This window comes from Amycolatopsis coloradensis (assembly GCF_001953865.1).
Taxonomy (GTDB): domain Bacteria; phylum Actinomycetota; class Actinomycetes; order Mycobacteriales; family Pseudonocardiaceae; genus Amycolatopsis; species Amycolatopsis coloradensis.
Window position 1 is genome coordinate 162461 of record NZ_MQUQ01000001.1, and the last position, 14234, is coordinate 176694.

At 69.6% G+C, this 14234-nt stretch carries 12 protein-coding genes; 2 read left to right on the forward strand and 10 right to left on the reverse strand.

The window, feature by feature from the left end; translation table 11 throughout:
* Positions 1–9 precede the first annotated feature (9 nt).
* The 7 genes from BS329_RS00780 to BS329_RS00810 form a co-directional block, all read right to left on the reverse strand.
* Positions 10–447, reverse strand: a complete 438-nt coding sequence (locus BS329_RS00780) for a GNAT family N-acetyltransferase (protein ID WP_076154785.1) — start codon at positions 445–447, stop codon at positions 10–12.
* Between the two features lie 240 nt (positions 448–687).
* Positions 688–1128: an iron chaperone gene (locus tag BS329_RS00785; protein ID WP_076155094.1), complete on the reverse strand. Its 441-nt coding sequence runs from the start codon at positions 1126–1128 to the stop codon at positions 688–690.
* A 50-nt stretch (positions 1129–1178) separates the two neighbouring features.
* Positions 1179–1802, reverse strand: a complete 624-nt coding sequence (locus tag BS329_RS00790; RefSeq protein ID WP_076154787.1) for a VOC family protein — start codon at positions 1800–1802, stop codon at positions 1179–1181.
* Positions 1803–1952: 150 nt separating this feature from the next.
* Positions 1953–2480, reverse strand: a complete 528-nt coding sequence (locus BS329_RS00795) for a regulatory protein RecX (RefSeq protein ID WP_143252807.1) — start codon at positions 2478–2480, stop codon at positions 1953–1955.
* 26 nt (positions 2481–2506) lie between these two features.
* Positions 2507–3547 carry a recombinase RecA gene (gene recA / locus BS329_RS00800; RefSeq protein ID WP_076154791.1) on the reverse strand — a complete coding sequence of 347 codons (1041 nt, stop codon included), beginning with the start codon at positions 3545–3547 and terminating at the stop codon, positions 2507–2509.
* 206 nt (positions 3548–3753) lie between these two features.
* Positions 3754–3948: a DUF3046 domain-containing protein gene (locus tag BS329_RS00805; RefSeq protein WP_076154793.1), complete on the reverse strand. Its 195-nt coding sequence runs from the start codon at positions 3946–3948 to the stop codon at positions 3754–3756.
* 98 nt (positions 3949–4046) lie between these two features.
* A complete protein-coding gene (locus BS329_RS00810) occupies positions 4047–5954 on the reverse strand; it encodes an Hsp70 family protein (protein ID WP_076155096.1) in 1908 nt (635 codons plus the stop codon).
* 172 nt (positions 5955–6126) lie between these two features.
* Between BS329_RS00810 and BS329_RS00815 the strand changes: the two genes are divergently transcribed.
* Both BS329_RS00815 and def read left to right on the forward strand, forming a co-directional pair.
* Positions 6127–10749, forward strand: coding sequence for an ATP-dependent helicase (locus BS329_RS00815; protein ID WP_208619119.1), 4623 nt, complete (start codon positions 6127–6129; stop codon positions 10747–10749).
* A gap of 36 nt (positions 10750–10785) precedes the next feature.
* Complete coding sequence (gene def, locus BS329_RS00820; RefSeq protein WP_076154794.1) at positions 10786–11289, forward strand: peptide deformylase; 504 nt, start codon at positions 10786–10788, stop codon at positions 11287–11289.
* 133 nt (positions 11290–11422) lie between these two features.
* Here def and BS329_RS00825 read toward each other — a convergent pair whose 3' ends face one another.
* From BS329_RS00825 to BS329_RS00835, 3 genes are all read right to left on the reverse strand, one after another.
* Positions 11423–12508 (reverse strand): GNAT family N-acetyltransferase, encoded by a 1086-nt coding sequence (locus BS329_RS00825; RefSeq protein ID WP_076154796.1) that lies wholly within the window; start codon positions 12506–12508, stop codon positions 11423–11425.
* Positions 12509–12618: 110 nt separating this feature from the next.
* Entirely contained in the window at positions 12619–13302 is a 684-nt protein-coding gene (locus tag BS329_RS00830) for a VOC family protein (protein WP_076154797.1), read from the reverse strand.
* Positions 13303–13467: 165 nt separating this feature from the next.
* Positions 13468–14232: a maleylpyruvate isomerase family mycothiol-dependent enzyme gene (locus tag BS329_RS00835; RefSeq protein ID WP_076154799.1), complete on the reverse strand. Its 765-nt coding sequence runs from the start codon at positions 14230–14232 to the stop codon at positions 13468–13470.
* Positions 14233–14234: the final 2 nt, after the last annotated feature.

The window sequence follows — 14234 nt, forward strand, 5'->3', positions numbered from 1 at the left end:
TCACTCTTTTCAGAGCGGTAGCTGGTACTGGATGAAGCCCCGGTTGACCGCGACCTGGTCGTACAGGCGGCGCGCGGTCGCGTTGGATTCCCTGGTGTGCCAGTAAACGCGCTCGCAGCCTCGGTCTCGCGCCCAGCCCGCGACCGCGTCGATCAGTGCCCGCGCGACGCCGTTGCCCCGGGCTTCCGGCGCGGTGAACAGGTCTTGCAGGTAGCAGACGTCGGTGAGCGCGGAAGTGCTGGGGTGCACCAGGAAGTGCGTGATTCCGACGAGCTTTCCGTCGAGGTGGGCGACGAGTGCGTGCATCCGCCGCCCTTCGCGGAACTCTCGCCAAGCGCGGTCGTAAACCTCTTGTGGCGCAACACGTTCATAGAAGGCGATGTAGGCGCGGAAGAGGTCTTCCCAGGCTTCGCGGTCTTCGGATGTCAGTGGAGCGATGGTGATCATGTGGTCCTCCCGGTGATCACCCGAGCCTAGGGATTCCTTGCCGCGTTGAGAGTGGCCAATCGCGTGGTAAAGCGACCTGCCACTCACACTCGGCCCGGCCCTCCTGGCACCGCCGCCCTTGTCACCTGAGTACATGAAGGCCCCCTTGCTTGCGCCTAGGTACAGGAAAGGGTCCTTCACGGACCGCAAGTCCCGACCCAGCCATAACTCTTGGCTCTGCCCGAATCGCCACTCACGGGCTCAGCTCACGGCCTGCTTCACCAGGGCGGCGATGCGCTCCTCCACCGCGGCCGTCATCTTGACCAAGGCGAAACTGGTCGCCCACATCGCGCCGTCGTCCAACCGGGCCTCTTCGTTGAAGCCGAGACTCGCGTAGCGCGTTTTGAACTTGGCCGCCGCCTGGAAGAAACAGACGATCTTGCCGTCCAGCGCGTAGGCGGGCTGGCCATACCAGAGCTTCGGCGCGAGCATCGGGGTGTTGGCCTTCACGATGGCGTGGACCCGCTCGGCCAGGACCCGGTCCTCGTCGGGCATCTCGGCGATCTTCGCGACCACGTCCTGCTCCGCCGCCGCCGCTTTATCGGCGGCGGAGCCGCGGCGCGCGGCCTTCTTCATGTCCTGGGCGTGTTCCTTCATCGCGGCCTTCTCTTCGGCCGTGAATCCTTCGTACGTGGTGCTCATGGCGTTTTCTCCCTGATAGGCGGCGAGCGGGGGCAGCCGGTAGTGGCACATCAGGACTGGGCGGCGAGTGCGGACGTCTCCCAGGCGAACCCGTCCAGGTCGGTGAACGGGGCGGCGCCGCAGATCGCGATGCGGTGCGAGCCGGTGCCTTCCGGGGCGACGCCGGCGTCCTTGGCCAGTGCCTTGCGCCGGTACAGCGCCAGCTTGACCGGGCTCGAACCGGATTCGAACTCGACGTACACGCGGCCGAAGCTCTTTCCCACGGTGAGACCGTGCTCGGCGTAGAACTTCTTGCTCGCGGCCACGTCGGCGACGCCCAGCAGGAGCACGATGCCGTCGATCTCGCGGGTGGCCGGGCCGGTGTTCTTCTTCGCCGAGGTGGCGATCTTCCAGAGGGCACCGTCCGGGGCCTGGACGACGCCGCCGTAACCCCACATCGATTTCGTGGCGGGCTTGATGGCCGTCGCACCGGCGGCGAGCGCGGCTTCGATCAGGGCGTCGACGTTGGCGGGCTGGGACACCGTCAGGGAAAGGGTGTAGCCGCGGAAGCCGGTGGTCGGCTCTTGCGCGGCCCGCAGGCGAAGCTGGGTGTCAAGCCCGAAGGCGGTGGCGTAGAAGCGTTCGGCGGCCGCGGTGTCGGTCACTTCGAGGGTGATGGCGTCGATGAGGTTCATGCCGGTAACGCTATTTCCGAGCGGGCGTCCGGTGCTTCTTGATTCCTGATCGGTCGTATCGACGCTGGTCGGAGCCTTACCCGGACAGCAGAACACCGGCAGGCGGGCAAGGGCTTGCTCAGCCGGTGAGCAGCTCAGGTGAAGGGTGATTCAGTCGAGGGCGGCGTCGTCCAAGAGAGCCGCTTCGGCGCCGAACTCGCGGAGTTCGTCGCGGATCACGGTGTAGGCCAGCCCCTGGGGATAGCCCTTGCGGGCGAGGAAGCCCAGCAAGCGGCGGATCGCCGTCTGCTCGTCGACGTTGCCCAAGGAGCGCATGCGCTTCCGTACCAGCTCTCGGGCGCGCTGCTCCTCTGCCTCTCGGTCCACCTCGTCGGCGGCCTGGACGGCGATATCCCCATCGATTCCTTTGCGTTTGAGTTCGGCCACGAGTGCGTTCCGCGCCAAGCCCGTGTTGGCATGACGGGAACGAACCCACATTTCGGCGAACTCGGCGTCGTTGATGAGCCCTGCCTGGTCCAGCTTACCGAGCAGGGTCTCCGTCGTCTCCTCGTCGAAGCCCTTGCGTTTGAGAGCCTGACGCAGTTCCTCCGTGGAGCGCGGGCGCGCGGCCAGGAGATCGAAGCAGATCTCCTTGGCCTTCTTCCTCCGCTCGTCCGGCGGCAGCTCCGCCGGATCCACCTTGGGCGCTCGCAAGCCTGATCTCCTTAGAAGTCGACCGGCGCCGGGGCGGCTTCGGCGTCGACGACGGCGCCGATACCGAGCTTCTCCTTGATGCGCTTCTCGATCTCGTTGGCGATGTCCGGGTTCTCGAGCAGGAACTTGCGCGCGTTCTCCTTGCCCTGGCCCAGCTGGTCGCCCTCGTAGGTGTACCAGGCGCCGGACTTGCGCAGGATGCCCTGGTCGACACCCATGTCGATCAGCGAACCCTCGCGGGAGATGCCCTTCCCGTACAGGATGTCGAACTCGGCCTGCTTGAAGGGCGGCGCGACCTTGTTCTTCACGACCTTGACCCGGGTGCGGTTACCGACGGGCTCGCCGCCGTCCTTCAGCGTCTCGATCCGCCGGACGTCCAGGCGGACCGACGCGTAGAACTTCAGCGCCTTACCACCGGTCGTGGTCTCCGGGGAGCCGAACATGACGCCGATCTTCTCGCGCAACTGGTTGATGAAGATCGCGGTGGTGCCGGAGTTGCTCATCGCACCGGTCATCTTCCGCAGCGCCTGGCTCATCAGCCGGGCCTGGAGACCGACGTGGCTGTCACCCATCTCACCCTCGATCTCGGCGCGCGGCACGAGCGCGGCGACCGAGTCGATGACCAGGATGTCGAGCGCGCCGGAACGGATCAGCATATCCGCGATCTCGAGCGCCTGCTCACCGGTGTCCGGCTGGGAGACCAGCAGCGCGTCGGTGTCGACGCCGAGCTTCTGGGCGTAATCCGGGTCCAGCGCGTGCTCCGCGTCGATGAACGCGGCGATGCCGCCGTTCCGCTGCGCGTTGGCGACCGCGTGCAGCGCGACGGTGGTCTTACCGGAGGACTCCGGACCGTAGATCTCGATGACCCGGCCACGGGGCAGGCCACCGATCCCGAGCGCGACGTCGAGCGCGATGGCACCGGTCGGGATGACCTCGATCGGCACCCGGCCCTCTTCACCGAGGCGCATGACCGAGCCCTTGCCGTACTGCTTGTCGATCTGGGCCAGGGCCAGTTCGAGCGCCTTGTCCTTGTCGGGTGCTGCTGGTGCCATGGAGTCCACCTCGTTGGTTGAGCCGGTAAGGCTTGTTTCAGTTCTGAGCTGTCGGGTCCGACGCTACGGGTGACCACCGACAATTCCAGGCCTCGCGCCCAAGCTGTGGATCGCTGACCCCGTTGTGGACAACACCCTAGACGAACGTGTGTTCGAGACCGTGACCGACACGCCGTTGCGCTAGACTTCTTGCCCTTTCCCCGAGGTCAGCGTCGCTCCGGCGGCACCTCGAAGGCGTCGCAGACCGCCCGCCAGACGTCCTTGGCCGAGGTTCCCGAGCCAAGAGCCTGCTCGACGGTCTGTCCCCCGAGTTCGCCGAAGACGTGATCCCTGGAGAGGGTTTCCGCACGTCCGGGACCGAATTCGTCGGCCATGAGCCGCCGGAAGACCGTGATACGCATCGGGCGAAGTCTAGCCCGGCGGAGAGCCTGAGCCGCGTGAAGGCCCCCTTCCCTCGACTGAGTCGAAGAAAGGGGGCCTTCACGCGCGGATCAGGGACTTACTCGCCCGGCTGGACGCTCTTTTCGAAGTAATCGGCCAGTTCGCCCGGCGTCGGCGTCTGTCCTTCGGCCGGGACTTGGTAGATGAAGCCGACCAGCGGCCGGTCGGTCACGGTGAAGACCAGGACGGCCGCGTTCCGCCCGGCGGCCGAGGAGTACTGGCCTTCCAGGGCGTTGCCCGCCCACTTGGCCTCGGTGCGGTCCCCGCCCGCCGACTTGAGCAGTCCGTCGGTGTAGGCCTTGAGCTTCTCCGCGGAGTCGCTCTGCAAATAGGTCACCTGGGTCCCGGCGCGGCCCGGCGCGGAGCAGGTCGACGTCACGCCGAGCTCCTCGGCCGGTTTCGCCGGCCCGTTGCCCATCCCGGGTTTGCAGTCGCCGGTGTCGGCGATCTTGCCGGCGAGCTGGCGCAGGCAGCCGGTGAGGCCCTTGTCGTCGGCCGCGGCGGGTGTCTTGCACTCGTCCGCCGTGTAGGTGGCCACCGAAGAGGACGTCAGGAAGTACACGAGCCCGGCGGCGATCAGCACGACGACGGCCGCGACGGCGCCGATGACGAGCGGCTTCTTCTTACTCGCGGGGGCCTTGTCGTCGGCGGTCTGCCCGGCCAAGGCGTACGTCGGGAAGTTCGTCGGCGCGGGCTGCTGCTGCACCTGCTGCGGGCCGCTGTTCGGGTAGCCGGACTGCGGGAAGCCGCCCGACTGGCCGGGTCCGCCGTTCTGATAGCCGGGGATCGACGCGACCTGCTGCTGCGGTGGGGCGTACGGACCCGAGACGCCGGGATGCGCGCCGGATCCGGCCGCGACCTGCCCTTCGACGCCCTGTGTACGGCTGCTGATGCCATCGGAGGCGACGTGCTGCGCGCCGAGCGCGACCGCGGTCTCCGGCTGGTCGAGGCTGCCGGGGACGACGCCGAGCTTCTCCGCGATCAGGCTGCCGACCAGCGGAAGCCTGCTCGAACCGCCGACGAGGTAGATCCCGGCGAGCCGGTCGGGGGTCATCCCCGCCGAGCGGACCACCCGCGACATCAGCTCGACACTGCGCAGCATCGACGGCCGCACCAGTGCCTCGAGTTCACCGCGGGTGACGAGCACGTCCTCGAACGGCTCCGGCATCGGGACCTCGGTCTGCGGGTGCCGCGAAAGGGCCTCCTTCGCCGCCTTCACGTCCTCCTGCAGGGCGCGCCGCGTACGACGGTCCGGAGTGGACTCCGGCCGCAGAACCCGCTGCCAGCGCTGGGGGTCCTTGTGCGAGACCTCACGGCCGACGTGCACCAGCAGCGCCTGGTCGACGTCGAGGCCGCCGAGGTCGGGAAGGCCGTCTTCGGCGACGACGGTGAAGCCGCCGTTCGGGGTCGCGCCGACGATGGCGACGTCGAAGGTGCCGGCACCGAGGTCGTACACGGCGAGCGCCTGCCCCGGCGCGAGCGTCTTGCCGGGGAACGACGCGAAATGCGCGGCGGCGGCGACGGGCTCGGGGACGAGCACCAGGTTGCCGCCCATCCCGGCGAGCCGGGCGGCGGACAGGAGCACGTTGCGGCGGGTCTGGCCCCACTGCGCGGGGTGGGTGAGCCGGACCTCGTCGGGCAGTTCGCCGCCGAGCTGGCGGGTGGTCTCGTCGAGGACGCGGCGCAGGATCGCGGCCAGCACCTCGGTGACCGGGATGACGTCGGTGCCCAGCAGGAGCGTCTGTTCGTCGATGCGGCGTTTGGGGTTGGGCTCGAAGCGGGTCGGGTCGAGGCGGGCACGGCGTTCGGCGTCGCGGCCGACCATGATCGTGCCGTCCTCGGTGGCGAACACCGCGGACGGCATGTTGGCCGAACCGTCGACCTCGACCACCCGCGGCGGCCTTCCGTGCGCCGAAAGCACGGCCACGGTGTTGGACGTACCGAGGTCCACCGACAGGATCCGCACAGCTCTTTCCCCTTCACAGACGAACGGCGGCCGCCCCAGTACCGATCCGGCCGCGATGGCCGTGATGCTCCCACGAGCGAGGTCACCGTACGTGCGGAACCCACCGAACTCGTCCCCGACCGGGTGCCGTGTCACAGCCCTCGGAGCGAAACTGTCGGTGGTTCGGCGCACTATGGAGGGCGTGGCAGACGTACTCGACCTTTTCTCCCCCGCGACCAGGGACTGGTTCACCGGGGCCTTCGCCGCGCCCACCCGCGCGCAGGAGGGGGCGTGGCGTGCCGCGCACGCGAGGGAACACGCGCTGGTCGTGGCCCCCACAGGGTCCGGTAAGACCCTGTCGGCGTTCCTCTGGGCGCTGGACAGGCTGTCCGTGGAACCGCCGCCCGCCGAGCCGCGGAAACGCTGCCGCGTCCTCTACGTCTCCCCGCTGAAGGCGCTGGCGGTCGACGTTCAGCGCAACCTGCGGGCCCCGCTGGCCGGTATCTCACAGGCTTCGCGGCGGCTGGGGCTGCCGGTGCCGGACATCGGCGTCGGCATGCGCACCGGCGACACCACGGCCGCCGAGCGGCGGTCCTTCGGCAAAACGCCACCGGACGTGCTGGTCACGACGCCGGAGTCGCTGTTCCTCATCCTCACCTCCTCCGCGCGCGATTCGCTGCGCGGCGTGGAGACGGTGATCATCGACGAGGTGCACGCGGTCGCGGGCGGTAAACGCGGCGCGCATCTGGCCTTGTCACTGGAGCGGCTCGACGCGCTCTTGGAGAAACCCGCCCAGCGGATCGGGCTGTCGGCCACGGTCCGGCCGATCGACGAGGTCGCCTCGTTCCTGGCCGGTGGCAGGCCGGTCACCATCGTCCAGCCGAAACTCGCGAAGACGATCGAGGTCCGCGTCGAGGTCCCGGTCGAGGACATGTCCAATCTCGACAGTCCACAGGGGCCGAAGCAGAACGAAGACCTCGACGCGGGCCTCGCCCGGTTGCCCGGCTCGCTGGACGAGGTCGACGGCACACCGCGAAGGCCGTCCATCTGGCCCGCCGTGGAGGAGCGGGTCCTCGAACTGATCCAGGCGCATCGGTCGACGATCGTGTTCGTCAACTCGCGACGGCTCACCGAACGGATGACGGCGCGGCTCAACGAACTCGTCGCCCAGCAGTCCGAACTGGAGCCGGACCAGCGGTATCCGGCCGAGGCGATCGGCCAGTCCGGGCTCACCACGGGCGCGGCGCCGGTGATCGCGCGGGCGCACCACGGGTCGATGTCGCGTGAGCAGCGCACCCACGTCGAAGAGGAACTCAAGACCGGCCGCCTCGCCTGTGTCGTGGCGACGTCCTCGCTGGAACTGGGCATCGACATGGGCGCGGTCGATCTCGTCGTGCAGATCGAGGCGCCGCCGACGGTCGCTTCGGGACTGCAACGGGTCGGCCGGGCCGGGCACCAGGTCGGCGCGGTGTCGAGCGGGGTGATGTTCCCGAAGTTCCGGGGCGACCTCGTCTCCTGCGCGGTGGTCGCGGAACGGATGGCGTCCGGGGCGATCGAAGCGGTGCGGTACCCGCGAAACCCGCTGGACGTGCTCGCACAGCAGGTCGTGGCCATGGTGGCGCTCGAATCGTGGACGGTCGACGACCTGGCCACCCTCGCCCGCCGCGCGGCGCCGTTCGCCTCCCTGCCGGACGACGCGCTGCACGCGGTGCTCGACATGCTCGCAGGCCGGTACCCGAGCGAGGAGTTCGGCGAGCTGCGCGCCCGGATCACCTGGGACAGGGTCAGTGGCGAGCTGCACGGCCGTCCCGGTTCGCAGCGGCTGGCGGTGACCTCCGGCGGCACGATCCCCGATCGTGGCCTGTTCACCGTGATGACGCCGGGCGCCGACGACAAACCCGGGTCGCGGGTCGGCGAGCTCGACGAGGAGATGGTCTACGAATCCCGCGTCGGGGACACGATTCTGCTCGGCACCTCCTCCTGGCGGGTCACCGACATCACCCACGATCGCGTGATCGTGGTGCCCGCGCCGGGTGAGCCCGCGCGGATGCCGTTCTGGAAGGGCGACGCCCCCGGCCGTCCGCTGGAACTGGGGCGGGCGCTGGGCGCGTTCGTCCGTGAACTGTCCACTTCGGAGCCTTCGGTGGCCAGGGAACGCGCGGCCGTCGCCGGGCTGGACGAGTACGCGTGCGACAACCTGCTGGGGTATCTGGAAGAGCAGAAGTCGGCCACGCGGCACGTGCCGAACGACAAGACCGTGCTGCTCGAACGGTTCCGCGACGAACTGGGCGACTGGCGGGTCATCCTGCACTCCCCGTTCGGCGCACAGGTGAACGCGCCGTGGGCGCTCGCGATCGCGGCCCGGCTGCGGGAGAACCGCGGGGTCGACGCGCAGATGGCGCACTCCGACGACGGCATCGTGCTGCGGCTGCCGGAGGCTTTGGACGCCGAGGGCTCGGAAGTCACCATCGGCGTCGACGACGTGCTGCTCGATCCGGAGGAGGTCGAGCAGCTGATCGTCGCCGAGGTCGGCGGCTCGGCGTTGTTCGCCGCGCGGTTCCGGGAATGCGCGGCACGGTCGTTGCTGCTCCCCCGCCGGGATCCGCGCCGCCGCACCCCGCTGTGGCAGCAACGGCAGCGCGCGTCGCAACTGCTTTCGGTGGCGGCCAAGTACGAGCGGTTCCCCGTGGTGCTGGAAGCGATGCGGGAAGTCCTGCAGGACGTGTACGACGTCGGCGGGCTGCGCGAACTGATGGCCGACGTCCGATCGCGGAAGGTCAAGCTGGTCGAGGTCGAGACGCCGTCGGCGTCGCCGTTCGCGCGCAGCCTGCTCTTCGGTTACGTCGGGATGTTCCTGTACGAGACGGACGCCCCGCTCGCGGAACGCCGCGCGGCGGCGCTGGCGCTCGATTCGACGCTGCTGGCCGAACTGCTCGGCACCGAGGCGATCCGGGAGCTGCTGGACGCCGAAGTCGTCGCCGAGGTCGAGCGCTCGTTGCAGCGCCTCGATCCCGACAGGCACGCCCGCAACGCCGAAGAGGCCGCGGATCTGTTGCGGTTCCTCGGAGATCTCTCGATCGAGGAGGCCGCCGCGCGTGGCATCCACCGGGAATGGCTGGAGGAACTGGAGTCGGCGCGGCGGGTGATCCGGGTCCGCATCGGCGGCGGCGAACGGTTCATCGCCATCGAGGACGCGGGCCGGGTGCGGGACGCGCTGGGCACCGCGTTGCCGGTCGGCGTGCCGGAGGCGTTCACCGAACCCGTCGAGGATCCTGTCGGCGATCTGCTCTCCCGCTACTCCCGCAGCCGTGGGCCGTTCAGTGCCCGGCAGGCCGCCGAACGCTTCGGGCTGGGGACGGCCGTGGTCACCGGTGTGCTGGACAGGCTGACCGCGCAGGGCAGGCTGGTCCGGGGTGAACTGAGCCCGGTCGGACATCCGGAGACCCACGGCGTCGGCATGGAGTTCTGCGACGCGTCGGTGCTGCGCAGGCTCCGGCGTGCGTCGCTGGCCCGGCTGCGGGCCGAGGTCGAACCGGTCGAACCGGCGGCATTGGGCCGGTTCCTGCCGTCGTGGCACGGCATCGGCGCGCGAGTGCGGTCCGCGCCGACGGCCGACGACGTGCTGTCCGTGGTCGAGCAACTGGCGGGCGCCCCGCTCCCGGCGAGCGCGGTCGAGTCGCTGATCCTGCCGAGCAGGCTTCCCGGCTACACGCCGTCGCTGCTCGACGAACTGACCACGGCGGGCGAAGTCACCTGGTGCGGCTGCGGTTCCCTGTCCGGCGGCGACGGCTGGCTGGCGCTCGCGCCGACGGACGTCGCCGATCTGCTGCTGCCCGACCTCGACGACGATCTGCCCTCCGGCCCGCTCCACGAAGCCATCCTGTCCACTTTGGAGGGTGGAGCGCAGTTCTTCCGCCAGCTCGTGGACCGGGCGTCGCCGTTGGTCGAAACCCCGCCCAACGACGGCGAAGTCGTTGCCGCGCTGTGGGATCTGGTGTGGGCGGGGTTGGTCACCGGCGACACGCTCGGCCCGCTGCGGGCGCAGGTCTCCGGTTCGGGCGCGGCGCACAAACCCCGTCGGCAAGCTCCCCGAGGCCGGTACGCGCGGCTTCGGGCCGGACGGCCGGCGATGCCGTCGCGCACCGGGCCGCCGACGGTGGCCGGCCGCTGGGCGCTGCCCCCGGGACGTGAAGCGGATCCGACCAGACGAGCGCTCGCGCGGACCGAGGCGTTCCTGGAGCGGCACGGCGTCCTCACCAGGGGCGCGCTCGACACCGAGCGGGTGACGGGCGGGTTTTCCGGGATCTACAAGGTCTTGCGCGGAATGGAGGACTCGGGACAGGTCGTCCGGGGTTACGTGGTCGAGGGGCTCGGCGCCGCGCAGTTCGCGGCGAAGGGCGCCGTCGACAGGCTGCGCGCGCAGTCCGGGAACCAGCGCACCACCCGGGAAGGAGCGGTCGTGCTCGCCGCCGCCGACCCGGCGCAGCCCTACGGTGCCGCGTTGCCGTGGCCTGCCGCGACGGGCGACACGAAGCACCGTCCGGCGAGGAAAGCGGGCGCGCTGGCGGTGCTCGTGGACGGTCTCCCGGCGATGTACGTCGAACGCGGTGGCCGGTCGCTGCTGAGTTTCACCGAGGACCAGGAGACCTTGCGTTCGGCCGCGCGGGCGCTGTCCACCGCGGTACGGGAAGGCTGGCTGGGGCAGCTGGCGGTGCAGAAGGCCGACGGCGAGGTGGCGCTCACCTCGGAGCTTTCGTCGGTGCTTCAGGAGGCGGGATTCCGGGCGACCCCGAAGGGCCTGCGCCTGCGGGCCTAGAATTGCCGCTCAAGCCGGCGAGAAGGACGTTCGAACATGGTGATGCGCGACCTGCGCTACTTCGGGGACCCCGTGCTCAAGACCGTATGCGACCCGGTCACGACCTTCGACAAGAAAATCGAGTCACTGGTCACCGACCTGATGGACGGGGTGAAACCGGCCGGGCGCGCGGGTCTCGCGGCGCCGCAGATCGGGGTCGGCCTGCGGGTGTTCAGCTACGACGTCGGCGGGTTGACCGGGTACGTGATCAACCCGGAGATCGCCGAACTGTCCGAAGAGACACACGAGATCGGCGAGGGCTGCCTTTCCGTGCCGGAACTCTGGTTCCCGGTCGTCCGCGCGAAGCGTGCCGTGGTACGCGGTGTCAACCTGCGCAACGAACCGATCGAGGTCGAAGGCGTCGACGTGCTCGCGCAATGTTTGCAGCACGAGACCGACCATCTTGACGGCAAGTTCTACCTGGACAGGCTCACCGCAGAGCGCAAGAAGCGCGCGTTGGGCGAGGCGCGCGGCAAAGACTGGTTCTGGAACCGCAAGTAGTCCTCTAGTTGCGGTAGTTAGGAGACCGAACTACCGCAAGTAGTCCTCTAGTTGCGGTAGTTGGGAGACCGAACTACCGCAAGTAGTCCTCTAGTTGCGGTAGTTGGGAGAGCGAACTACCGCGAGTAGGGGACTAAACGCGGGGGGTGGCGAGGGTGAAGCGCAGGGTGCCGGAGTCGCCGGGGACGCGTTCGGGGCGGAGCCCCACGCGGGTGGCGGTGCGGTAGAGGGAGTCGTCGCCGGGCAGGCAGACGGCGGCGAGTTCGCGCTCTCCCTTGGCCGTGGCGAGAACGGCGAGCCTGGCCAGCAAGGCGGTGCCGATGCCCTGGCGCTGCCAGAAATCTTCGACCAGGAGCGAGACTTCGGCCGCGCCGCCGTTGGCCGACGGGATCAGCTGCCCGAGCCCGATCACGTCACGGCCGCAGACCGCGAGCAGGCTCACGCCGCGCGGCGGCATCAGGAGCCGGTGCAGCCAGCGACGCGGCACGGCACGCATCCCGGTGTGGTAGCGGTGGAAGAGCGTCGTCATCGAGCATCTCTCGTGCAGCGCGGACACCGCCTCCGCGTCACCGGGGAGCCCCTTCCGCAGGACGATCGCGACACCATCCGGCCGGTCGAGCACGATCGGCCCGGTCACGTTGTCGCGAACGGCGGTCATCAGGCCGATCAGCGCCACGGCCCGGCTCAGTTCCAGTTCGACGAACGGCGACCACTGGCGACGCGCGACGAACGCGGTGCCGTCGCCCACCGGGAACACCGCCCGGTGCCCGCCCTCCGTGCGAGCCGGGTTCGCCTCGATCGACGGGACCTTCGTGACGACATCGGCCGCGAGAACCCCGCGGAGCACCTCCGCGAGGCCACCGGGCTCCTCGACGGCTCTTTTGGCCGAGGTGAGCGTCGCGGTGGCCGGATCGACCAGTTCGGCCAGATCCGCGTCGATGACAGCGGAGCATTCGCACCCTTCGTCGCGGAGGGTGTCGATGAGCAGTTGTCGCGGTAGGCCGGTCGCCGGGCGCAGGACGATCTCATCGAGCACGCCGCCCGGGACCGGGAGCACCGATAGCCCGAGGATGTTGCACTCGAGATCGGCCAGCCGGATCGCGATCCTGGCCAGGGTGCCCGGCCGGTCGTCCACGCGGACCCGGACCCGCCAGGCGGACGCGACCGCCGTCTCTTCACCGGGATGAACCTGGGTGGGCCGGACTCGATAGGTCTCCATGACCTCAACGGTCCCGGCCGGTTGTTGCCTGCCCACGGCGCCGGTGTTTCGCTCAGGTCAGCGTTCGGCGCCCCCACGCAACCCGGACGAAACAACGCAGGCGAACCAGCTCAGCGGGGCGTGAGCACACTGAATTCGTTGCCTTCCGGGTCCACCATCGCCTCACCGCCTTGCCCTGTCGAGCCCAGGCCTGTCGCGCCGAGTTCCCGCAGGCGCCGGACTTCGGCCACCCGGCTGCCGCCTCGCCGGGGCGCGATCTCGAACCGCAGCCGGTTCCTGTGCTGTCTCTCGTTTTCTGAGGCCAGGAACTCGACGCCGGGACCACGGCCGTCCGGCGGCCGCAGGCCCACGATCGCCTCCTCCCGGACACCGATTCCCCAGCCCAGAGCGGCCGACCAGAAGCGCGCGAGCCGCTCCGGGTCCCGGGCGTCGATGACGACCGAGGCGATCGCGCCGGTGCCCGCGTACTGCTCGCGGGGCTCGAGGACGCAGAACTCGTTGCCCTCGGGGTCCGCCAGCACCACCCACGGCACCCGTTTCTCCTCCGGCGGGCCCTGGCCGATGTCGACGTGCCGTGCGCCGAGGGACAGCGCACGGTCCACCAGTTCGGCCTGGTGTTCCAGGGAACGGCTCGCCAGATCCAGGTGCAGCCAGTTCTTTCCCTGTTTGGGCCCCGCCTCGGTGCGAAAGGCGGGTTCGAACGGGGCGTCCCAGCTGAACAGCCCTTCCCAGAAACCCGCCAGATCTCTGGGAAGGGCCGAGTCGAAGACCAGGTTCACCAGGCGCGCTGTCACACCGGTGAACCTAGACGGAACCACCGACACTTTCGCGTCATAGGTGGACCCGCGTCCGCGATCGCGGGGCCTTCAGCCAGGGCGGGTTCACGCGTTCGGTTGCTTTCAGGCACATCTTCAGCTCCGCTGACTGGCTCTGACCGGTTTGGCTTCCCCACCGACCGGTCATCGGGTCGCGAGCCGCAGAAGGGCCCAAAGTTGTCCCGCCATGTCCTGGTCTCCGCTGACCGTCACCGCCGTCGGACCCGCCCGGCCCCAGAGCCAGCGGTAGATCTTGTCCGGTCTGCCGGTGACCAGATCGTCCGCGCGCTGGGCTTCCTCGGCCGAGCATCGCCAGGCGACCGTTTCCGCGGGCCCGGCTCTGGCGATCCAGTTGTGGCCCGCGGTGCGCAAGCCGACCGAGCCGGTTTTGGTGCCGGACAGTCCCAGCAACGGCAGCCGCTGGCCGAACCAGAGCGCCAGCGCCTCGTCGATCCCGTCGAGTGCCACGTCTTCCGGGATCTCCGACACGTCCCGTCCGGCCGCGCTCTCCGCGTCGATCCGGTGGATCGTCGCCTCGTGCGCCATACGCCGCCGCCAGAACCCGTAACTGCGGTCCGCCGGCCACCAGGTCGGCGCCAGTTCGTCCGCGTCGTGCGCGGACAGTTCGGCGACGAGTTCGTCCCGGCCCTCGCGGAAGTACTCCTCCAGCGTCTGTCCCGGCCCCGGCTTGCGCTGCCAGTGCTCCGGACGCCGCCCGTCGGTGACCCACCGCAGAGAGACCCGGTAGACGCTGCCCACATGCCTGAGCACCTCGCCGAGGGTCCAGCCGGGGCAGGTCGGGACCGGCGCGTCGGCGGACGCGGTGTGCGCCACCCGAGCCATCAGCTCGGTCTCGGCGCCGATCACCTCCAGGAACCTGCCCTGGTCGATCATGGCCTGCCCGGCCATCG